This window comes from Undibacterium parvum, from assembly GCF_003955735.1.
GTDB classification, from domain to species: domain Bacteria; phylum Pseudomonadota; class Gammaproteobacteria; order Burkholderiales; family Burkholderiaceae_D; genus Undibacterium; species Undibacterium parvum.
Genome location: NZ_CP034464.1, coordinates 1,430,758 through 1,452,887 on the forward strand (window position 1 = coordinate 1,430,758; position 22,130 = coordinate 1,452,887).

The 22,130-nt window shown below is 52.1% G+C and carries 15 protein-coding genes; 7 read left to right on the top strand and 8 right to left on the bottom strand.

Annotation, left to right across the window (positions count from 1 at the left end; translation table 11 throughout):
• Positions 1–2: 2 nt before the first annotated feature.
• The gene (locus EJN92_RS06150) at positions 3–1,121 is read left to right on the top strand and encodes a 6-phosphofructokinase (protein WP_126127001.1); all 1,119 of its coding nucleotides are present in this window, start codon (positions 3–5) and stop codon (positions 1,119–1,121) included.
• A gap of 125 nt (positions 1,122–1,246) precedes the next feature.
• On the opposite strand, the gene EJN92_RS06155 is transcribed toward EJN92_RS06150, so the two are convergent.
• Positions 1,247–1,780 (bottom strand): NYN domain-containing protein, encoded by a 534-nt coding sequence (locus tag EJN92_RS06155; RefSeq protein ID WP_126127002.1) that lies wholly within the window; start codon positions 1,778–1,780, stop codon positions 1,247–1,249.
• 137 nt (positions 1,781–1,917) lie between these two features.
• Positions 1,918–2,232, bottom strand: coding sequence for a hypothetical protein (locus tag EJN92_RS06160; protein WP_126127003.1), 315 nt, complete (start codon positions 2,230–2,232; stop codon positions 1,918–1,920).
• 1,234 nt (positions 2,233–3,466) lie between these two features.
• On the opposite strand from EJN92_RS06160, the gene EJN92_RS06165 reads away from it, so the two are divergent.
• Entirely contained in the window at positions 3,467–3,829 is a 363-nt protein-coding gene (locus EJN92_RS06165; RefSeq protein WP_126127004.1) for a hypothetical protein, read from the top strand.
• 315 nt (positions 3,830–4,144) lie between these two features.
• Here the strand turns inward: EJN92_RS06165 and EJN92_RS06170 are convergent, their stop codons facing one another.
• A complete protein-coding gene (locus tag EJN92_RS06170; protein ID WP_126127005.1) occupies positions 4,145–5,446 on the bottom strand; it encodes a hemolysin family protein in 1,302 nt (433 codons plus the stop codon).
• A 278-nt stretch (positions 5,447–5,724) separates the two neighbouring features.
• On the opposite strand from EJN92_RS06170, the gene EJN92_RS06175 reads away from it, so the two are divergent.
• Both EJN92_RS06175 and EJN92_RS06180 read left to right on the top strand, forming a co-directional pair.
• Positions 5,725–7,734 (top strand): site-specific recombinase, encoded by a 2,010-nt coding sequence (locus tag EJN92_RS06175; protein WP_227869730.1) that lies wholly within the window; start codon positions 5,725–5,727, stop codon positions 7,732–7,734.
• Positions 7,735–7,861: 127 nt separating this feature from the next.
• Positions 7,862–8,842, top strand: coding sequence for a tetratricopeptide repeat protein (locus EJN92_RS06180; RefSeq protein ID WP_126127006.1), 981 nt, complete (start codon positions 7,862–7,864; stop codon positions 8,840–8,842).
• Between the two features lie 85 nt (positions 8,843–8,927).
• On the opposite strand, the gene EJN92_RS06185 is transcribed toward EJN92_RS06180, so the two are convergent.
• Positions 8,928–9,668, bottom strand: coding sequence for a nuclease-related domain-containing protein (locus EJN92_RS06185; protein ID WP_157984317.1), 741 nt, complete (start codon positions 9,666–9,668; stop codon positions 8,928–8,930).
• Positions 9,669–9,988: 320 nt separating this feature from the next.
• Here EJN92_RS06185 and EJN92_RS06190 point away from each other — a divergent pair, with 320 nt between their 5' ends.
• From EJN92_RS06190 to EJN92_RS06200, 3 genes are all read left to right on the top strand, one after another.
• Positions 9,989–11,440 carry an efflux transporter outer membrane subunit gene (locus EJN92_RS06190; protein ID WP_126127008.1) on the top strand — a complete coding sequence of 484 codons (1,452 nt, stop codon included), beginning with the start codon at positions 9,989–9,991 and terminating at the stop codon, positions 11,438–11,440.
• A 104-nt stretch (positions 11,441–11,544) separates the two neighbouring features.
• Complete coding sequence (locus EJN92_RS06195) at positions 11,545–12,720, top strand: efflux RND transporter periplasmic adaptor subunit (protein WP_126127009.1); 1,176 nt, start codon at positions 11,545–11,547, stop codon at positions 12,718–12,720.
• Position 12,721: 1 nt separating this feature from the next.
• Positions 12,722–15,778, top strand: coding sequence for an efflux RND transporter permease subunit (locus EJN92_RS06200; RefSeq protein WP_227869731.1), 3,057 nt, complete (start codon positions 12,722–12,724; stop codon positions 15,776–15,778).
• A 155-nt stretch (positions 15,779–15,933) separates the two neighbouring features.
• Here EJN92_RS06200 and EJN92_RS06205 read toward each other — a convergent pair whose 3' ends face one another.
• The 4 genes from EJN92_RS06205 to EJN92_RS06220 form a co-directional block, all read right to left on the bottom strand.
• On the bottom strand, positions 15,934–16,884 hold the full coding sequence (locus EJN92_RS06205; RefSeq protein ID WP_126127010.1) for an IS30 family transposase: 951 nt from the start codon (positions 16,882–16,884) through the stop codon (positions 15,934–15,936).
• Positions 16,885–17,081: 197 nt separating this feature from the next.
• Positions 17,082–17,864: a tetratricopeptide repeat protein gene (locus tag EJN92_RS06210; RefSeq protein WP_170174879.1), complete on the bottom strand. Its 783-nt coding sequence runs from the start codon at positions 17,862–17,864 to the stop codon at positions 17,082–17,084.
• 97 nt (positions 17,865–17,961) lie between these two features.
• A complete protein-coding gene (locus tag EJN92_RS06215) occupies positions 17,962–20,037 on the bottom strand; it encodes a bifunctional 2',3'-cyclic-nucleotide 2'-phosphodiesterase/3'-nucleotidase (RefSeq protein WP_126127012.1) in 2,076 nt (691 codons plus the stop codon).
• A gap of 233 nt (positions 20,038–20,270) precedes the next feature.
• Positions 20,271–21,632 carry an MATE family efflux transporter gene (locus EJN92_RS06220; protein WP_227869732.1) on the bottom strand — a complete coding sequence of 454 codons (1,362 nt, stop codon included), beginning with the start codon at positions 21,630–21,632 and terminating at the stop codon, positions 20,271–20,273.
• Positions 21,633–22,130: the final 498 nt, after the last annotated feature.

Consider the following 22,130-nt stretch of genomic DNA (forward strand, 5'->3'; position numbering starts at 1 on the left):
CCATGACTGCCGCCCCGCAACGTATCGCCATCAGCACCGGTGGCGGCGACGCGCCCGGTTTAAACGCCGTGATACGCGCGGTGGTGGTGGCCGCGGCACAGCGCGGCTGGGAGTGCTACGGCATACGCGAAGGCTTTAACGGCATACTGCAAGCCGATCGCTACCCGGTCGATGGCGTGTTTCGCCTCAGCACTGAGATGGTGCGCGACATCAGTCATTTGGGTGGCACCATCTTAGGCACCACTAATCACGGCAATCCGCTGCGTTATGCGATGCGTATGCCCGATGGCAGCATGCAGGAAGTAGACCGAAGCGGCGAGATCGTCAGTCACCTCAAAGCCTTAGGCATCGATGCCCTGATCTGTGTCGGTGGCGACGGCACCCTGACGATAGCGCATGCGCTACACCTCAAAGGTTTACGTGTGATCGGTGTGCCCAAGACCATTGACAACGATCTGGATAAAACCTTCACCACCTTTGGATTCGACACGGCAGTCGCCTTTGCCACCGAATGCGTCGATAGACTACACAGCACTGCGGCCAGTCATCAGCGCATCATGGTGGTTGAAGTGATGGGACGCTATGCTGGCTGGATCGCACTGCACGGCGGCATCGCTGGCAATGCGCATGCGATCCTGATACCGGAAATCGACTACGACCTGAAACAGGTCGCGGCAAAAATCATGCAGCGCGATGCCACGGGACAGCATTACTCCATCGTCATGGTGGCCGAAGGTGCAGTTGCCGCGCATGGCGCGCACGCACTACAGGAAGCCGCCGGCGTCGGTAGCGTGGAGCGTTTAGGCGGCATAGCCGAAAGAGTAGCGCAAGAATTGCAAGAACTGACCGGCAAGGAAGCCCGAGCGGTAGTGCTAGGCCATTTGCTACGCGGTGGTAGCCCAACCGCCTTCGACCGCGTCTCGGCACTACGCTTCGGCGCCGCCGCAGTACGCGCCCTGGATCAGGGCTACTCCGGCATCATGGTGGCCTTAGCCTTCCCGAATGTGAATTACGTAGCACTGGAAGAAGTCGCCGGTCGCATGAAAGGCGTACCTTTAGATGGCGACACCCTACAAACCGCCCGCGATTTGGGGATTAGTTTTGGGGATGAAGAGTCCTGACTAGTGCCAGGCCGCACGCGCATATCCAGTGCGGCCTGCAGCCCGGCATGCCCGCTGAGGCGCATGGGTGTTGGGCGTTGGCAGGGGGGGGCGATTTCAAGCACATGCGCCTGATTACGTTTGGATTAGAGGTACTTTACGATTTCGCCTGACTCGCGGCATAAGAAAAATTCAATATCCAGGAAAATATCGCATTCGCGCTTTAAGTGCTTGCTTAGACCATCTTCAAAGAACCAAAGAGCAACCTGCTTGCCTGAACGCTTAACTTCTTGAACCAATGGCACATAATCTTCATCTCCAGCGACCAAAACAGCTACATCGTAGTTGTCGTGAAATGCGTGGCTTAACATTTCTGTCGCAAGCGTTATGTCTACTCTCTTTGAGCGGTTGCTGGTGTTTTTCTTGAACACCCTTGGATCACTTATGCCGCACTCGATGAGTTCATCTTGCAGGGTTTCAATTCGGTCATGGTCGCCCTTTGCACATGTATAGTAAAAGCTTCTGACTAACGAGCATTTACTATGCGTATGCCTATTGGCGTATTGTGTCCATGTATATACATCCTGTACATGTTTAACGTGATTTGGGGCTTCAATTCCGTTTTTCTCTAGATGGTTTTTGTAACGGATAGAGAGATTCTCTCCATCAACGAATACCATGAACCGACTGTTGTTGGGCACCGATATTGGGAGATAGTTTGGCAAGGCAGTACCTCTAACGCCGAGATGACGAGATCGCCACGACGGTCATAAATTTAAGTGAAATATTCATTGGCGATTCTCTGTCGATTGACCTGTTAAGCATCACGATTTACCCATGCGTCTTCACAACGCGCATAAACAACTAAACGTAAGTAACTCATTGGCTCTGGCTCTGGCAAGTCGATATATTCCTCTTTAACGTTGCAACCCAACCCAGCTTGAATTTCAGTGACTGCACAATTTAATGCTTCTAATGCAGACTCATGTAAAGCACCGTCTGAGTAAACACGAAAAAGCATATTATTTGAGGGCATATCAGTATCAATCGAAATGCTTCGAACTCTCGGCGTGATGTGAGAAGTAAGCGCAATTTGTGTCCACGCACGTAATTCGATGTCGGATACATTCATGATGCCTAACGAATAGCATTTATCCGCCGCACCGGAACGCAAAAATAAAATCCGCTACCTGCTTGCGGCGGATAAACCTTGTTGGACTGAACCGCCTCCGTGGCGGTCACACTGGGGATTGTAAGCGATGCGTTCGCAGTATTGCTAGTAATTCGACATGTAATTGCACCGACTCAACTCAGCAGGTCGCAATCTTTGCGTAGGGCGACAATCGCCGCAGGCGTATTGCGCCGCGTAGAATCTCAAATACAGGCAACGCCACTGCGCATATTCCATGCGCTTCTTCAAGCACATTGGCCTGTAGGGCGCATGGAATATGCGCGTTGGCGGCATGTTGTTTTTGGTTTGCCGTGGCTTGGTCTTGTTTATATTTCTGTCGTTGTTGGGCGATTGCTGGCCGGTGGTAGACCGGCGGCTACTCCCTTTTCTTGCTTCGCCAAGAAAAGGAAGCAAAAGAAGGCGACGCAAAGTCGCTGCCCTGCGGGTTCCCGCCTGTGCAGGGCAAAAAATGGGAAAAGTTCGAAACTCGCTACGCTCAAACACGAACCTTTCTAATCCATTTTCTGCCCCGCACAAGCGGCAGCGCCACATGCGGAAAGCGAAAGTCAACACATCCGTAGTGCGGCTTTCGTCTCTCCGCACACGCAATGCTCAAGCACATCGAGCTACGGCAAACTGCTGCTTTTGATCTGGGGTTTGACTTGGCTTTTGACTTGGCTTTTGACTCTGCTTTTGACTAGAATTCGCATGTGGCGCTGCCAATTGTGCGGGGCGGAAAATGGATCAGAAGTGAAGCTGTCTGAGCGCAGCGAGTTTGCTTCATTTCCCATTTTACGACCTGCATAATTGGGCATCCCGCAGGGACAGCGACTTTGCGGCGCCTTTTTTGGCATACCTTTTTTGGCGAAGCAAAAAAGGTATGTAGTTGCCGGTCTACCACCGGCCAGCAATAGCACAACAACCAAAGAAGTCAAAACAAGACCAAGCAACAGCAAATAAAAACACCATCAAGCCACTGCGCATATCCCATGCGGGCTACAGGCAAGCATGCCCGCAAACCCGCATGGGATATGCGTGATGGCCGGGTCGATTTTAAAAACCGTTACGGTATAGCGAGGTACGTGCGATTACGCCTTGCTAATCGCACCTACCGAGCTAAAGTAGGGTGCGCCGTGCGCACCAATGGATAGACAGATACCACAAATATTTGTAAGGCGAGACATAAACGGTGCGCATGGCGCACCCTACGTTTGCTCCGAGTTACGGCAATCCGGTGCTGCTTTTGACCTGGCTTTTGACCTGGCTTTTGACTTGGCTTTTGACTCTGCTTTTGAATCGAATTCGCATGTGGCGCTGCCAATTGTGCGGGGCGGAAAATGGATCAGAAGTGAAGCTGTTTGAGCGCAGCGAGTTTGCTTCATTTCCCATTTTACGAGCTGCACAATTGGGCATCCCGCAGGGACAGCGACTTTGCGTCGCCTTTTTTGGCATACCTTTTTTGGCGAAGCAAAAAAGGTATGTAGTTGCCGGTCTACCACCGGCCAGCAATAGCACAACAACCAAAGAAGTCAAAACAAGACCAAGCAACAGCAAATAAAAACACCATCAAGCCACTGCGCATATTCCATGCGGGCTACAAGCAAGCATGCTCGCAAACCCGCATGGAATATGCGTGAGCGGCCATGCCATTAAAAATTTTCGGGGTTATTTTGACTGTTCAGTCCGCTATACAAAGCCCATCTCCCGCTTGTGGGAGATGGATAGCGATGGGGGTAGTTCAAATTTGTACAACGTACTTCATAGGGCTAAGCCCATCAGCTACCTGAAGGCTAGCGTTGCTCAATCACCCTCACCCCGGCCCTCTCCCGCCAGCGGGCGAGGGAGTTTTCATCGCTGACTGAATAGCGACCAGTTATTCCAATTGCTTAGGGTGGATACGTACCAGCAGGATGCGCGGGCCGTTCATCTTTTTAACTACCGCATCAAACTGCGGGAAGCCTATCTTTTGGCCTTCTACCGGCAGATCGCCCAGCTTCAACATAATCAGTCCGCCGATAGACTCGACCTCTTCACTATCGAGATCAATGCCCAGCGCTATCCCTAAGGTAAACAATGGCAGACTGCCCTTGCCGATCAGGGTGCCATCGTCTAAGGTAGTCCAGTCATTTTCGTTTTGGCGGAACTCGTCGCGGATCTGGCCGACCAGGGCACTGAGTAAATTATCCAGCGTCAAAAACCCGACTGGCTTACTGCCTTTATAGCCAACCATGGCGAAATGCGGTGCGCCTTTGCGAAAGCGCCGGAACAATTCCAGTGCTGGCATATTCGGCGGCACATATTCGACATGGCGCAGATGCTTACTCAGATCACTGAGGGTTTTACCACCTTGCTGCGCGAAAAATAAGTCTTTCAAGTGCAGCATCCCCAACACGGTTTCATCGTCCTTATCAAAATACGGATAACGGCTAAAACGGTTGCGGGTCGCGGTATCGATGTTTTCTTGTAGCGTCAGGTTCTTATGCATCGCCACTACTTCATTGATAGGGCGCATCAGATCCGAGATTTCCAGGTCTCCAAAATCGAGCATCTGGGCCATGATGCCCCACTCGTCCGGAGTCAGATTTTTACTTACATGACTGCCACGCAAAATGAGCTTGAGTTCTTCGGGAGAATAATGGGCATCGCCACCATGTGCGGCATCCAAGCCGGCCCAGGATAATATTTTATTCGCGCTGTTATTGAGTACCCAGATGACCGGATACATGGCCCAATAAAACACATACAGGGCTGGTGCGGTCCATAAAGAAATTTTTTCCGGCTGGCGTATCGCCATCGATTTCGGGGCTAATTCACCGATGACGATATGCAAAAAAGAAATCGTGAAGAAAGCGAAAAAGAAGGAAATGCCGTGCACTAATTTTGGTGCGGTGACCCCCAAGGCGGTCAATAATGGTTCGAGCAAGCGGGCAAAGGCCGGTTCGCCTATCCAACCCAGACCCAAAGATGCCAGCGTAATCCCTAATTGGCAGGCGGATAAATAGGCATCGAGTTTTTGATGCACGGTCGCCAGCAAACGCGCGCGCACACCACCGGATTTCGCCATACTGCGCACCCGGGTCTGCCGCAACTTCACCAGACCGAACTCGGCCGCCACAAAAAAACCATTCAAAACCACCAAAAACAAGGCAGCAATCACAAGCAATAAATTATCCAACTGTACACTTTCTTTTCTGAGAACAAACGCTACTGTAGACTAGATCGGCACGCAGTGCAGCATAATTGCATACTTATCAGCCTTCCATTTAGCATAAAAATGAGCCAAAGCTCCAGTCACCGATGCCGCAGGCGGGCCGCTGGACTATTGCAAATACGGCATTTGCCCCCATTTAAAAAAGTCGAGATAATGCCGCAGTAGCGCTGACTAAGCGGCCATGTGCCCCGCCCGCGTGCGAAAATCGAATAGCGATGGATGGCAAACAATAGGAGAGTCCCTTGTCAATAGACACTATTCTGCAACGTATCAGCCTGGCCACCGAGCAAGACCCACAGTATCGCGAGATCGCCTTGTTACGCGAATTAGTGGCCAGCCTAAGGCCAAAAAAAATCGACGATGTGGCGCAAGCGAGCGACAATATCCGCGCCCTCTGCTATCTGCTAGAACAACAGCCGGCCTACCAAGTCGCGCTACGTGTGTATCTGTTGCAAGTGTGCGTCTCGCGTAAATTATTGCACCTGCTGACCGATACGGGCATCACGCAAAACAAGGGATTCTGGGGCGCCGCCTGGCAAACCATGATGGATAAATTTTTACCGCCCTTGATCAATGATGACTACATCAAAGATATCTTTGGCCAGTTATTTGAGCACAAACAGGATCATCTCTGGGTGCGCGGGGTTGCGGATAAAATCTGGCTGGATTTGATCAAGCTGCTGGCTTTTATTCCACAACGCTCTGGCCCTATCTACGCTAGCCTGACAGGCGAAACCTTAAGCGCGGTACAGGTCTTATCGTATCGCATCAGCGCGATTGGACTGGAATCAGAGTTGGTCAGGAACTATCCTGACATAGAGCGCTTCGAGTCGCCCTTTTTGCGCCAGAACGACGAAGTGAATAATTACGTGATTCGCTACAGCAACTCGCTGGTCGACAGCGCGGTGCAGCCAGAAGATGCGGGGCAAATTGAGGTGCTGTTGCTGCAATGCGAAGAGGTAGTGCAAAAAATACGCCGCATCGCTGCAGTGCAAGGGGTCTCTATCAGCCTGACCAGGTTGCTGCTGCGCCTGACCCAGAGTATTAACCGGCTGCGGCATTTACTGACGCTGCTAGACGCCCAGCAATCAGGTGAAGCTGCGCAAATTAGCGTAGACCTGCTCAAGGAATTGGTGCTAGCCGACAACCAGCGGCATAGCCTGCGCCAATTAGTACGCAGCAATACAGAATTACTCTCGCTGCAAATGACCGAACGCGCCGGTAAAAGCGGTGAGCACTATGTCACGGCTAACCGGGCAGAATGGCTAGCCATGCTGTACTCCACCATGGGCGCCGGCTTCATCGTTGGCTTCATGGCGATGATCAAGATTATTTTCGGCACACTAGCCTTAGCACCATTTGGCTTTGCCCTGCTGTATAGCCTTAATTATTCTACCGGCTTCATTTTGGTACACGTATTGCATTTTACGATAGCCACCAAACAGCCCGCCATGACGGCCGCCCTGATCGCCAAAGCCATCGATGACGGCAATCAAAAACTCGAAGAACTGGTAGAGCTGATAGTGCGCGTACTGCGCTCACAATTTATTGCCATCATAGGCAATATCGCACTTGCCATGCCTACCGCCTACGCGATTGCCTGGGCTTGGTATGGCATCTACGGCACGCACTTAGCCAACCCAGAGAAGGCCGCGCATCTATTGCATGACATAGATCCGCTGAGTAGCCTGGCACTGCCGCATGCGGCAATTGCCGGGGTCTGCCTGTTTTTGTCCGGTTTGATTTCGGGCTACTACGACAATACTGCCAGCTACGCGAATATCCCAGCGCGCCTGCGCCAATTAAATTGGCTAAAGCGTCTGCTCGGTGAGCGCCGCCTGCTCAGCATGACTACCTACATAGGAAATAATTTGGGCGCCTTAACTGGTAACCTGTTCTTTGGCATCATGTTAGGCACCATAGGCCAACTCGGTGTGTTTTTCGGACTGCCTATCGATATCCGTCACATCACCTTCTCTAGCGCGAATTTCTCGTTTGCCTTAGTGGGACTGGATCATCAGATGAGCTGGCAAGTGGTGCTGACTTCATTGACCGGCATCCTCTTGATAGGTCTGGTGAATTTGGGCGTCAGTTTTACTCTGGCTATGCTGGTCGCATTACGCTCACGCCGGGTCAGCCTGGATCAGGAAAGAACGATCTCTAGAATGATATGGCGACGCTTTCTATCTGGCCCCAGAGATTTTTTCTTTCCGCCTAAGTCTGAAGCTAAAAGTTCCACACTGACGCACTAAAGATCAAAACAAAATGCGCAATAAAAATAATTTTATGTCATCCCTTTTTGATCTGAGACGTTGTCGGAAGATGCCCTAGAAAAGCTGGGGCTAAGCCGCATAAACACGCTTTTTTTGAAAGAGAAAAATGATCTATCCGTCCAAAATCAGTATTGCACTATTGAGCCTGACACTCTGCCATGCCGCTTCGGCGCATGAATATTCGGCACAACTGAGGGCAAAAAAATATGCCGAAGTAGAGCAAGCGGTCGCGGCAAAACTGGCGGTCGATGCCACCAACCTTGATGCTCTGGTGGCAAAAACCCAGTTGATCATTCTTGAGGGCAAAGAAAGCCGTCTGGACGAGGCGAGCAAAATCGCGGAAACCTGCATCAGCGCACATCCTCAAAGTTCCGATTGCCATCAAGCCTTAGGCAATGTTTTAGGCACCAAGGCGATTACTGCGGGCATCATGTCGGCCATGAGTTATGCCGGAAAGATTCGTGACTCCTTCCAAAAGGCCATAGAGCTGGATGCGCAAAATTACAAGGCCAGAGCCTCGCTTTTGCAGTTCTATTTGCAAGCACCCAGCTTCGTCGGCGGTGGCAAAGGCAAAGCGCAGACTTTGATCAAGGAAACCAATCAGCTTAACCCTACAGCAGGCATGCTGATGCAGGCCAATTTTGATCTCAGCGATGAGAAAAATGCCCAGGCTGAAGCACTCGCCTTAAAAGCCAATACGGCCGGATCAGATGTGTTTTTAGATATGCAAAGAGATGTCTTGGTGAGCCTGGGGCATAGCTATGTACAAGAGAAAAAATTTGCCGATAGCGAACGCGTTTTTCGCGACCTGAGCCTGCGTTTTCCACATCAAGCCGTAGGTAGTTATGGCATGGGTAAGTCGCTGCAAGAACAAGGCAAACTCAAAGAAGCCATCTCCTACCTAGAAAAATCCATCAGTATAGAAAACAGTGCGTATGCCTACTATCGGATAGGCCAATGCTGGCAAGCGAGTAAGGACAATGCCAAAGCCATTCTGGCCTACGAAAAAGCACTCAGCATCAAACCTGAACTACGAAAAAAAATAAAGACGGATGTGGAAGAACAACTGAAAAGTTTGAAAGCCTGAGCTGGCTAAACTGGCTAAGCTGTGTTGCAGGGCGAAAAAAAAGGAGATTTTTCATCTCCTTTTTTTTCGTCGCTTTTACACAAAATTAAGCCATAGTCCGATCAAAACTAGGGATCACTATATGTCTAAATTTATTCGAAAACCTTACTTGTTTCGGCATATGTTTTTTGGCGATATGGCGTGCTACTTCGCGTAGCGTATGACTACTCATACGCTCAAAAAAATGCATGATAGATTTCTTTTCAGTTTGCGCATTCACCAAGGATATGAGTTGTTCAGGACTGAGAAAATATTCATACCCTTTGCCTAGCCGATTCGAGAGTACCGCCTGAGAATCGAGTACCACATAATTATGAAACACTGGCTGCAGCTCACGGCCAAAACGGGTAGGTAGATCCATATATCTGAGCAAGCGTTTCAAGGTGATTTTATTACGCTTGAGCTGCTGAATCGGCGAGGGGATGGCGCAGGACTCGGAACGCTCGTCAGTGCTAGTGAAATGCCTATCCATACTGAGCGTAATTTTGCGCTCGGCAGTTCTCGATTCGACAATAAATATATGGAAATTATCGGTGATAAACAAATGATCGATATGCAGATGCCCTTCATCTACAGAAAAACGCAGGTCATGCAAGACCGCCACATCCTGCCTATCTTCAAAAATAGCATTGAAGTCATCAGCCGTCACATAGGTGGCGTCAATCGCACTTTGGGTCTTTTTTTTATCCAGAAATAGTTGGCGCTGATCTGAATTGGCGACCAGCTTCAAGCGCGACTCGGCATAATCCAAATGGGTAGGGACTGGCTGTAGACGTTTAATAAGCACTAGATTATTCCTGTAGCGATGTTGCCATTGCGATATTTTTTCGCGGCATTTTAAAAATATTTTAATCATAACATCAGATATTCCTTGTAATACTTAGTTACACCTATTTGTCACAATCTGTCACCAGCCACTTACCCGGTACGGCTTATCTAAACACCACTAATTTTTGGTAACTTGCGTCCACATTTACAAAATACCTCAACAAGTTGCCTCAAGCAGGCCATTTATGTAGCTAACTAGCATCAAAATGAACGCGCAAGCATGACCGCGGCCAGAATAAGGACTATTGTTATGAATGCACAACACGCTATAAAAAAACCATGGCTTTACGCAAGTCTAATGGCCTACGCCCCCCGATTTTCGCTGCTATTTGTCTGAGCGGGATACTGCTCGGCTGTCGTACTCAGCCTAGCCATCCCGAGCGCAGCATGCTGGAGACGGCAGCCAGCGAATGGCAAACTGCTTTGCCATCGACAGAAAATGCCAGCACGTTGAGCAACTGGTGGGCTAGTTGGAATGACCCTAGCCTGTCCGAACTGCTAGACCTGGCGCAGCAAAATAGCCCAACGATGGCGCAGGCCAGTGCCCGCATTACTCAGGCACGCGTCACTGCCAGCGCCGCCGGCGCACGCTTATGGCCAAACATGGATTTCAACGCCAGTTATATTCGCGGGCACTATCCGCTGCTGCCTAAGGGGGTAGACCAGACGGTGCTGAGCACAGGTCTGGATGCCCGCTGGGAAATTGATCTATTTGGCGCCAATGCAGCGACCCACGACAGTCTGCTGGCACGTCTCAGCGCGCGCGAATACGAATGGCATGACGCGCGCATCAGCTTGGCCGCGGAAGTCGCCAATACCTATCTCGCCTTGCGCAGTTGCGAGGCGCAGACGCAAGACGCGCAAGCAATCTTGAATTCGCAAAAAATCACTCAGCGCCTGTATCAGGAAAAAATTGCGGTCGGTTTTAGCTCTGCCAATGAGCTGGTGCAGCAAGCGGCCATGCTGGCGAGCGTGACCACGCAAGCGCAACAGCAGCAAAGCGAGTGTGCAATTTTACTCAAATCTCTGGTGGTCTTGATAGCCCTGCCGGAACCGGAGTTACGCGAAAAACTCACAGCCGGCCATGCCAAATTGCCACAGGCTGGTCAATTTATTGTCGCGAAGCTGCCTATCGAGGCTTTGCTCAAGCGCCCCGACATGCGTGCCGCCATGCAAAATTTGATGGCAAGCGCGGCGGAGATCGATGCGGCACAGGCACGGCGCTACCCATCGATTTCCTTACTCGGCTCTATCAATTTATATGGCATACAAATTTCTGGGCAAACTGCCAATCTCAAGGGCTGGTCATTTGGGCCTAGTCTAAACCTGCCGCTGTTCGATGCCGGCGCCCGCAAAGCCGATGTAGTGCAGGCACAGGCGCGCCATACAGAAAGCCAAGCTGGTTTTCGGCGGCAAACGCTGATGGCAGTGCAAGAGACCGAAGTGGCCATGCTCAGACTGGATCTGGCGAATCATCAACTAGAGCAACAGCAACAGATACTCGCTGCGAAAAAATTTGCCTTGCAGGGCACTGAGGCCGGTTGGAAATTCGGTAGCGTCAGTCTGCTAGAACGAGAAGAAAGCCTGCGTCAGGAACTGGCAGCGCAGAGTATCCAATGGCAATTGCAACGCCTGCGTGGCAGTGCCTGGATCGCGTTGTATAAGGCGGTCGGTGGTGATTGGCAAGATCCTATTATCGAAGGCAGCGAGAACAAAATAGCCAGCCCTTGAGCCATCGAATCCACCGAACGCATCAAAAGCCGCAATACACCCAACACTGAGCTGATCGCCAGAATTTCCTGGCAGAGCAGCCCGCAACGAAGTGGAGCAGCATCATGAAAGCCGTATTCGACAAACGCATCATCTGGGGTCTGCTGGCGACGCTGCCACTGATAGGCGTTTTGCTGTTTTCCAGCAAAAAAGCCGAGACCGCCGATGCAGCCCAAGCTCAGGCAGGCAATGCCGCCTTAACTGTCACTGTCTCAGTCCCCCTCAGTAGCAGCTGGAATACCAGCCTGACTGCCAGCGGCGGTGTGGCGGCATGGCAAGAGGCCATCATAGGTAGCGAACTCAATGGCGTGCGGCTGCAAGAATTATTGGTGCAAGTCGGTGATCAGGTGAAACGTGGCCAATTGCTCGCCACTTTCTCCAACGAGATACTCAGCACCGAGCAGGCACAGCAAAGTGCCGCTCTGGCCGAGGCCGAAGCGATTTTTGCTGAAGCCAATAGCAACGCCAGACGCGCCATGCAATTGAAAGAAAGCGGCTCACTCAGCGACCAGCAAATCAATCAATACGCGACCGCCAGAAACACTGCGGCGGCGCGGGTTTCAGCGGCCAAAGCCAGCCTGCAAGCGGCCACAGTCAGGCTGCAACATGCACGAATACTGGCTCCCGACGATGGCATTATCTCGGCGCGCAGCGCCACGGTAGGTGCGGTACCGCAATATGGTCAGGAATTATTTCGGCTGATACGCCAGAGCAAACTGGAATGGCGCCCCGAGCTCAGTGCCGATGAGAGCATGCGCCTGAATGCAGGACAAGCCGTCAGCGTTTTTAATGGCGATGCTGAGCCTATCAAGGGAAAACTCAGAATACTCGCGCCCACACTTGATCCGCACACCCGCAAGGCTTTGGCCTACGTCGATCTGGAGCCAGCCGCCAACAGCAAGCTTAGACCAGGGATGTTTGTCAAAGGCGAATTTTTTATGGGTGAGAGCATGGCGCTGTCGGTGCCTAGTAGTGCGGTGCTGATGCGCGACGGTTACGCCAGCGTGTTCGTATTGGAAAACGCCAACAAAGTAAAACAAGTGCGTGTCAGCACAGGTCGCATACAACAGGGCCGCATAGAAATTACCAAGGGCCTGAGCACTAGCGCCAAAGTGGTCGATAGTGGCGCCGGCTTTTTGGGCGACGGCGATACCGTCAAATTAGTCAGCGCCCAAACTAGTACTAGCCAAAACTCCGGCAAAGAAAAGAGCGGCAGTATTAAGGCGGCCTCAGGAAAATGACATGATCAATTTTTCTTCCTGGTCGATCAAGACACCGATCCCCGCCCTGCTGTTATTTATCTTGCTGTCGCTGGCAGGCTTAACTGCCTTCCACAAGATGAAGGTGCAGGATTTCCCTGACATCGATCTGCCCATGGTGACGGTGGCCACTGCGCTACCCGGCGCGGCACCGGCCCAGATAGAAAGCGAGATCACGCGCAAACTTGAGAATGCCTTTGGCACGCTGCAAGGCGTCAAACACATCTATTCCACGGTGCAAGATGGGCTCTCGATTACCACCGTTGAGTTCGTCATGGAGAAACCCGTCAACGAAGCCATGGAAGACGTGCGCAATGCGGTCAGCACCGTTAGAGGTGAGCTACCGGGAGACACCAAAGACCCTATCATCAGCAAAATAGAATTTTCCGGTGTGCCGTTTTTGGTCTACACGGTCGCCTCCAGTAAACTCGATGAAGAAGGCCTGTCCTGGTTAGTCGATAATCAAGTCACCAAGGCTTTGATGTCGGTACCGGGCTTGGGTAAAGTCGTCAGAGTAGGTGGTGTCAATCGCGAGATACGAGTAGAACTCGATAGCGAAAAAATGGCAGGCTTAAATGTCTCGGCCGCCGAAATTTCGCGCTTACTTCCGCAGATACAGCGCGATGCCTCCGGCGGGCGCAGCACTGTCGGCAATACCGAGCAAGCGATACGCACACTGGCAGGCGCCAGTGACGCAGAACAATTGGGGCAGCTAGAATTAGCGCTCAATGATGGCCGCAGACTACAACTAAGACAGATTGCCAAGGTGCTCGACACCGTGGCGGAGCGCCGCTCGATTGCCCTGCTCGATGGTAAGCCCGTGGTTGGGTTTGAACTCACACGCAGCCGTGGTTCTAGCGAAATCACCGTCGCCAACGGCGTCCACCAGGCACTCAAAAAACTGCAATTAAGCCATCCCGATGTCAAGCTAGATGAAGCCTACAATATGGTCGATCCGGTTCAGGAATCCTTCAGCGGCTCCATGTACGTGTTGATAGAAGGTGCGCTGCTGGCAGTATTGGTGGTCTGGTGGTTTTTACGCGACTGGCGCGCCACGCTGGTCTCGGCGGCAGCCCTGCCGCTGTCCGTGATCCCTACCTTTTTAGGCATGTATCTATTCGACTTCACGCTCAACACCATTACCCTGTTGGCACTAGCTCTGGTGGTTGGGATCTTGGTAGATGACGCCATCGTCGAAATCGAAAACATCGTGCGCCATCTGCGCATGGGCAAGACACCGTATCAGGCAGCGATGGAAGCGGCCGATGAGATCGGGCTGGCGGTGATCGCCACCACCTTCACGCTGGTGGCAGTGTTCTTGCCTACCGCTTTCATGAGCGGCATAGTCGGTAAATTTTTTAAGCAATTTGGTTGGACTGCGGCCATGGCAGTGATGACCTCATTAGTGGTAGCGCGTTTGCTGACCCCGATGATGGCGGCCTATTTGCTTAAACCGATACTGCATGAGACTAGCGACGGCAAGATCATGCAGCAGTATATGCGTTTAGCCAAATGGTGTCTGGAGCACAGACTGATGACCAGCATTTTGGCAGGGCTATTTTTCTTTGGCTCACTAGCGCTGGTGCCGCTACTCCCTACCGGTTTTATCCCGCCCGACAATCGCTCGCAAACCGTGGTCAGATTAGAACTGGCACCGGGCGCGCGTTTTGACGACAGTATGGCAATGGCTGAGCAGGCCAGTAAGATACTCAAACAGCGCAGCGACATCAGCAAAATTTACACCACCATAGGCAGCGGCAATGCTGGCTCCGACCCCTTTGCACCGGGTGGAAATAGCAGCGTGAATAAAGTTAATCTCACACTCACCCTGCTGCCGCGTTCGCAGCGTGCCGCCACCAAGAGCGAGATAGAAAACCAATTAAGACAAGCTCTGCAAGTCTTGCCCGGGGTGCGTATCACCATAGGCATAGGCAATGCCGGCGAAAAATTTCAGCTGGTCTTGACCGGCGAAAATCCCGACACTTTAAGCAGTGCCGCCGAAGCGGTGCAACGCGATCTGCGTACCTTGCCAGGGATAGGCGCGATCAACTCCAGTGCTAGTCTGCTGCGCCCCGAAGTCATCATCAAACCCGATCTGGCGAAAGCGGCCGACCTGGGAGTGAGCACCAGCGCGATTGCCGACGCCATACGCATCGCCAGCATAGGCGATTTTGATACCAGCCTGGCCAAGCTCAATCTACCGGAACGGCAACTCCCTATCGTGGTCAGATTTGCGGAAAACGCGCGTAGCGATCTGGCGCAATTGGCGCGCCTCAATGTCGCCGGAAAAAACGGCGATGTCATGCTGGGTCAGGTGGCCAATCTTAGTCTGGGCAGCGGCCCCACTCAAATCAGTCGCATGGATAGATCGCGCAACGTCAGCTTTGACATAGAATTGAATGGCAAAACTCTGGGTGAAGTGAGCGACGCCGCCGACCGCCTGCCCAGCCTGAAAAATCTACCGGCCGGTATCGTCCGGCGCGAAGTGGGCGATGCCGAAGAGATGAAATCGCTGTTCGCCAGTTTTGGTTTAGCCATGTTCACCGGTGTCTTATGCATCTACATGGTGTTGGTGTTGCTGTTCCATGATTTCATGCAGCCGGTCACGATTTTGGCCGCGCTACCACTCTCTATCGGCGGCGCCTTCATCGCCTTACTGGTCACCGGCAGCGCCTTCTCCATGCCTTCGCTCATCGGTCTGATCATGTTGATGGGGATAGCCACCAAAAATTCTATCTTGCTGGTCGAATATGCGATCGTGGCAAGGCATGGCGGCATGTCACGCAAAGCGGCCTTACTAGACGCCGGCCATAAACGCGCTCGGCCGATAGTCATGACCACCATCGCCATGGGTGCCGGTATGCTACCGATCGCACTCGGCATAGGCATAGACCCTAGCTTCAGAGCGCCGATGGCGATCTCGGTGATAGGCGGCCTGATCACCTCCACCTTCCTCTCGCTACTGGTAGTGCCGGTGGTGTTTACCTACGTCGATGACCTGGTGCAAAAATTTCTAAAAAAACCGAATAAGGCGCATTAAGGTACATCACCAAATGCAGCCTATCGTGAGCCAGGAACACGCGCCCACACAGTTTTTAAATAGCCACTAGCCCAACGCGCATATTCCATGCGCCTTACCGAGCACACAGCCTGAAGACCCGCATGGAATATGCGCCTTAGGCCTATGCTGCGAATTCAAGTTCGAAATGCGACGGAATTAGGTGTTAAATTAAATAGTACTTCATGTGGCGTTTTGTAGCCTAAAGTTTTTCTGGGGCGATGATTCAGGCGGTCTTCAATGTGTTGAATGCGCGCCCTGGAAAGTGTCTTCAGACGCATTCTTTTTGGTATGTATTGACGGATCAAACCATTGGTATTTTCATTGCGGGAGCGCTGCCGAGGGCGACCAGGATCGGCAAAGAAGACCGGTAAGCCCATGTCTTTAAAGTGCGCAAATTCACAGCCATTATCTAAGGTCAGTGAAAGGGCGGGCAATCCATTGAGTTCTTTTCCAACCGCAGCGGCAACAAGGATGGCCGTCTTTTGCAAGACGGGCGAGATTTTGGTGTACAAGCTTTTGCGTTCGACCAAGGTGAGTAGGCAGTGATGATGTGACTGTCCGCGGATGGTGTCGCCCTCCCAGTGACCGGCAATCTCTCTTGCCAGCGCGTCTTTGGGACGCTGTCGAATACTCTTGCGACCGGCCGGATAGCTAGATTTGGCGGGCTTCCAGACCTTGGCAAGCTGATAGCGACGTAGTTTTTTATTCAAAGCACTCTTGGTACGCCGGATCCAGTTGTAGATCGTTTGGTGACTGATAGACCAATTCTCTTCGCTGCCAGCAATCCGCAAACGTGCACTAATTTCGTCTGGAGACCATTCCTGATTTAATAAATGACGTACCAGTGGCCATATTTCTTTGGACTTCGTTGGATGATTGGCTGCGCTTTTGGCAATGCGTTTAAGCGCTCTTTCATTGGACGCGAGGGCGTTGTATTTTTGATTTACTTTGCCTCGCTTGATCTCGCGATAAATGGTCGAACGATCTACCCCAACTGCTGTGGCAATCTTGCTTACGCTGGTTTTTGACGCTAGCAGGCGTTCAATTTGCGAGCGCTGTTTAGCTCTGAGGTGAGTAAATTCCATTGCGATTTCCTTGGGTTAAGAACAATACAAAGGTACTCCTGTAACGAGTAAAATCTTTGTATTTCTATCCTTATGCCGTCGCAATTCGAACTTTAATTCGCATATGCCCGTTACATCAATTGCGGCGATTCCGCACACAAACTCCTAGCACCAAACATCTGCCAGCCAAGCGCAAGTTCAAACAAAAATAAAACGGCTCATTGATAACGGTTCCAGCGCAAACTTCTTTCGTCATTGGCTTCCTTGATTAAATGACGTGCCGCCAGAGCGTTTTCGCCCGCTTGATCCTGATTCGCTGTCAGGCTTAAGGCCAGCTCGTGTATCGCCACCGGATAATCGCCTTCGGCCGATTTTTCCAACCATTTTTGTGTCAGGTCAGCATTCTTTGCGACGCCCTCACCGACTGCGTAGGCATTGGATAATAAAAACATGGCTTGCGCATTGCCAGCCTCACTGGCCTGCTGCAAATAGTGCACCGAGAGCGCCAGATCGAGGGGGGCGCCTTCACCATACTTAGCCATTCTGGCCAACATGAAACTGGCTTTGGTGTTTTCTTGCATGGCCGCTGCCGCATACCATTTCCAGGCTAGCGCATAGTTTTGCGGCACGCCTAGTTTTGCCTTGTAATGCGCCTCGGCCAAGACAAATTGTGCCTCGTTATCTCCGGCCAGCGCGGCTTTATTTAGCCAGCTAACAGCCTGTGGCAGATCAGTGCCGGCGCTGGCTAATACCAGGCCCAATTCGCGTTGCGCCGCTGGCATACCTTGTTGCGCCCACTGCGACAAACTCGCCATGGAGGCGGGAGTCTGGGCATTGATGGCGAGTACTCCCGCGCTTTCAATTTGTGCCGAAGTTGGTGTCGGGCTAGCATTGAAATAGGTTATTGAGGCAAAGCCCAGACCGCAAGCTAACAGCAACATGCTGACAAACGAAAAAATCAAGGATGGACGTGCTCTTAAAAAAAATTTGCGGTAGTTCAATTTCATCTTCTTTAAAGAAAAATGCTACTTCCAGCATCGGAAGTAGCATCAAATCAAGGTATTAATTCAAGACATAAATTCTGCGAAAATCGTGAATTTACTGACTCAAATCTATTGAATATTTTGCGAATCCGCTAGCATCCAAACTGCCTTCTGCCTTCACGCGCGTCAAACCCAGATTTTGCGCTACGCTTAATTTACCCGGCGCAGAACGTAAAATCACCGGGCCTTGCGTCGTCACTTTGACGAAGCTCCAGCTCTGCGCAGTACCATTCGCCGCAGCAGTAATCTTGCCCTGTTTTTTTAGGAAATTACTCACCACCGCTTGGCTGGCATCGGGCGACTTGATGATGGTTTTACTACCGTCTATGCCCGGCACTTTGCCACCGCCACCGGCACGATAATCATTGGTGGCAACGATGAAGTCATCGCTGTCAGCGATAGCCTTGCCCAGGTAGCTCAAATTGGCGATGCGGCTGCCGACTGCTTTGGTGACATCAATCTGGTACTTCAATGCATTGTTCTCGGCATAGAACACATCGTAGTTAAAAATAAAAGCGTAAGACGGTACCAGGTCTTGCTCGGTCGTCACAGCGGGGTCGATTTTTCCAAATTGTCCGGCTGCTGCTTCCAGCCAGTTTTTCAAATCCGAACCTTTGATCTTTACCGCTTGCAGATTGTTATTTCCATACAAATACAAGTCACCCGGGTTACGCACTTGCAAGCCAAATGGCGTGGCCACTGTCGCAGTAGGGGCCACATCAGTAAAATCTGTAGGGCCATTGCGACCAGCTTTAAACGGTGCGCTGCAAGAGATCACAGGGATAGATTTATAACTTGCGATGGTGGCGTCGGTTGAGGCAGCGATAAAACTTTTTACGTAATCGATCTGCGCCTGATTCACGATCTGGATCGCGCTGACATCGCCGACCAAAGCGAAGAAGGCCGACATTTCAAAATCTGTCGTCGTGCCTAAGGCTTGCGTGGCATACGCCAGCGTTGCCTTATGCTCGGCATCGACCAGCGGCGCGATACTAGGATCAGCCGCCACGATGCTAGTGCCATCGGTATATTTAAAACCGCGCGCCTCAACCTTGGTTTTATCTTTTTGCACCACCCATTTACCGGACTGGTAAATCAGCGTCATCTGGATAATCCCCAGACGACGGCCCCAGCTTTGCGCCATCACGGCAGGGACACCGTTGACGAAGCCGTTGATGGGATCTACCTGAGCGGGCGGCAACGTGCTCAGCGCACCATCCAGTGCTGGGCCGTTAGTTTCTTTCGCCTTAGGGAAAATCAAATGCGCATGACCTAGCATCAGTGCATCAATGCCGGTGCTGGCCAGATGCAGGCTGCCGTTTTCCATCTTAGGGCTATACGGCGAAGCATCCAGACCGCCATGCGAGAGCGCCACGATCAAGTCGGCACCTTTGCTGCGTAACTCAGGCACATACTTGAGCGCAGACTCCTGCACCCCATTCACCATGACTTTTCCAGCCAGGTGTTTTTGATCCCAATCCATCACTTGCGGCGGTACAAAACCCATGATGCCGACATTGAGTTGCACGTTCATGCTAGTGCCGTCCGGCTTAGTGGCAGTGAATTGCTTAGGCAGTATCGAGTAAGGATTGAAGATGGGCTTCTGGCTAGTGACACCGACCACGTTCGACAGCACCACAGGGAAATTCGGTGCGCCACAATTGGCGCCCTTTTGTACGCCCTCAACACCAAAATCGGTGTTGGTGATCTGGCTCAGGAAATTTAAGCCGTAATTAAATTCATGGTTACCGACGCCTGCGCCATCGTATTTCAGCGCGTTCATGACCTTGTGTACCGCCAGCGTGCCGCTGCAAGTGACAGGCGCGGCGACCGCTTGATAATCGCCCAGCAAAGTGCCTTGAATCACGTCGCCGTCATCGAGCAAAACGTTATTTGGATTTTCGGCGCGGGCCGCGCTGATCAAGGTGGCAGTACGTTCCAGACCTAAGCTGGTATCGGCTTTCAAGCCGTAATAATCATAACTCAGGATGTTTTGATGGAGGTCGGTGGTTTCCAGCAAAGCCACCTTCAGGATGGTGCCTTCTGGCACCGCATTCGGGTCTTCCGAGGTCTTACCACATCCGGCCAGGCTGATGATAGCCAAGGCCGACAAATACATTTTTTGTTTCATTATTATTCCGGAGCAGAGAGCGCTAAGCATGATTAATCGAGAAATTCAGACACGAAAACGAGGCGAGCAACAGCCCGCCTACTTTCGCATTTGTAGAATTATCAACATTAATTATGTCGGGAGTATGACGAAACAGAATAGTTAGGCGCTCAATCGGTCACGATGGGCTTGATACGCTGCGTCATTGCTGCCAGGGAAGGCGCAGCGCCCCCCCCCCCAGTTCACATCAACAGTTAAGCAGCTGCAGCCGCCGCCGCATCGCGTTCCAGTTTACCCAGTACGTGAAAACAGAGCCAGACGCCGGCTACGCCAAAAAACACTACGCCCAGGCCGTAGCCAGCCAGTACGCCGATGGCGCCATACCAGTGGCTGCCTAACCAGACGAAGGGGATCACGCCCAAGGTAGAACGGCCCCAGTTCAGCATGGTTGAATACAGCGGATAGCCGAGATTATTGAAAGCCGCATTGGCCACGAACAGACAGCCGTTAAACAGAAAGCTGCCAGCCACAAACAGGCAAAAGAACACGATGATCTCGCGTCCCAGATCGAGCGCACCAAAAGCGCTGGCGATGTGGCTGCCAGCCAGCGCCAGCAAGGCCCACATCACACAGACATAGATCAGGGTAAACTTCAGGCTGTCGCGCATGGTAGAGCGCAATCTATCGTAGCGTTTCGCGCCCAGATTTTGCCCCAGGATAGGGCCGACCGCGCCGGACAGCGCAAACAGGCCAGCGAACGCCACCGGGATCAAACGCCCCACCACCGCCCAGCCAGCCACCGCGTTATCACCATATTTGGCAATCGCTGCGGTCACCGCGGCATTGCCAACCGGGGTTGCTACCTGGGTCAAAATCGCCGGGATGCCGATCGCAAAAAACGGTTTAAGCCCCTGCATGAAAGCGGTGCGACTTGGCCGGGCATACAGGTGGTGGATAGTGAATACGCCATGCAGGCCTATGCTAATCAAGACCATGCGGGCGCAAATATTGGCGTAAGCGGCACCATCCAGACCGAGCCCGAAGCCAAAAATAAACAGGGGGTCAAGCACTGCGGTGGCTGCCGCCGCACCGAGCGTCACATACATCGCGCGCTTAGCGTCACCGACTGCGCGCAGCAAGGCGCTCAGGCACATGCCCAGCGCCAGCAAGGGGATAGACGGCAACACCATGGCGCAAAAGCGCTGCGCCAGTCGCGCCGTTTCACCCTGCGCGCCCAGCATCTGCAACAGAGCAGGCATCAAGGGGTAAGTGAGTAAAGTGAGCAGCAAACTGAGCGCGCCTATGATGAGTAGCGCCGTGCCGGCTAATTGTTTCGCGGCGGCCAGGCCACCGGCACCGATCGCGCGCGACACCAGGGCGGTGGCGGCGATGGTCAAACCGATCGCAATCGAGGTGTGGAAAAACAGCAAAGTGCTGGCATAGCCGATTGCCGCTGCCAATTCTTGTTGGCCTAGTTGCGAGATATAAAACAGATTTAAGACATCGACCAGAAACACCGCGATCAAGCCTATGGAACTGGTGGCAGTCATGGTGACGACGTGACGCATGGTCGAGCCAGTGGTAAATTTTCCGACGATCGCTTGCTGGGTAGCCATATTGTTCGATTCTTGAAGTCTTGCGGGCGGTGAAAAAACGAGTGCGCCATTTTCACCGCTTTTGGCAATTCTTGCTGAGAACTTTGATTTCGCTGTGCTGTACGGGGCGAACTAGCGAATTGCTATAACTGTTCAGCTCGCTATACTAAGCCCTTCTCCCGCTCGCGGGAGAAGGGTTGGGATGAGGGTAGTTCAAATTTGCACAATGTTTGATTTTTCATAGCGCTAAGCGCATCAACTATTTGAAGGCAAGCGTTGCTCAATCACCCTCCCTTGCAGGGCGCATATTCGCTTATGAGCGAATATTGCTACACAGGTGGATGGCATGCCATCCAAATTCCCTGTTCCGCCCCCGGCCCTCTCCCGCCAGCGGGCGAGGGAGTTTTCATCGCTGGCCGAACAGTGACGAATTACTAGGGTTTTAAAAAGCACCTGCCCCACTGCGCATATCCCATGCGGGCTGCAGGCAGGCATGGCTGCAAACCCGCATCGGCTATG

Excerpts from the sequence above, each read along its gene's own strand:
- EJN92_RS06150 (WP_126127001.1), top strand. The coding sequence starts at position 3 with ATGACTGCCGCCCCGCAACGTATCGCCATCAGCACCGGTGGCGGCGAC.
- EJN92_RS06165 (WP_126127004.1), top strand. The coding sequence starts at position 3,467 with ATGGCGCACCCTACGTTTGCTCCGAGTTACGGCAATCCGGTGCTGCTT.
- EJN92_RS06180 (WP_126127006.1), top strand. The coding sequence starts at position 7,862 with ATGATCTATCCGTCCAAAATCAGTATTGCACTATTGAGCCTGACACTC.
- EJN92_RS06155 (WP_126127002.1), bottom strand. The coding sequence starts at position 1,780 with ATGGTATTCGTTGATGGAGAGAATCTCTCTATCCGTTACAAAAACCAT.
- EJN92_RS06220 (WP_227869732.1), bottom strand. The coding sequence starts at position 21,632 with ATGGCTACCCAGCAAGCGATCGTCGGAAAATTTACCACTGGCTCGACC.
- EJN92_RS06190 (WP_126127008.1), top strand. The coding sequence starts at position 9,989 with ATGGCTTTACGCAAGTCTAATGGCCTACGCCCCCCGATTTTCGCTGCT.
- EJN92_RS06215 (WP_126127012.1), bottom strand. The coding sequence starts at position 20,037 with ATGAAACAAAAAATGTATTTGTCGGCCTTGGCTATCATCAGCCTGGCC.
- EJN92_RS06195 (WP_126127009.1), top strand. The coding sequence starts at position 11,545 with ATGAAAGCCGTATTCGACAAACGCATCATCTGGGGTCTGCTGGCGACG.
- EJN92_RS06205 (WP_126127010.1), bottom strand. The coding sequence starts at position 16,884 with ATGGAATTTACTCACCTCAGAGCTAAACAGCGCTCGCAAATTGAACGC.
- EJN92_RS06200 (WP_227869731.1), top strand. The coding sequence starts at position 12,722 with ATGATCAATTTTTCTTCCTGGTCGATCAAGACACCGATCCCCGCCCTG.
- EJN92_RS06160 (WP_126127003.1), bottom strand. The coding sequence starts at position 2,232 with ATGAATGTATCCGACATCGAATTACGTGCGTGGACACAAATTGCGCTT.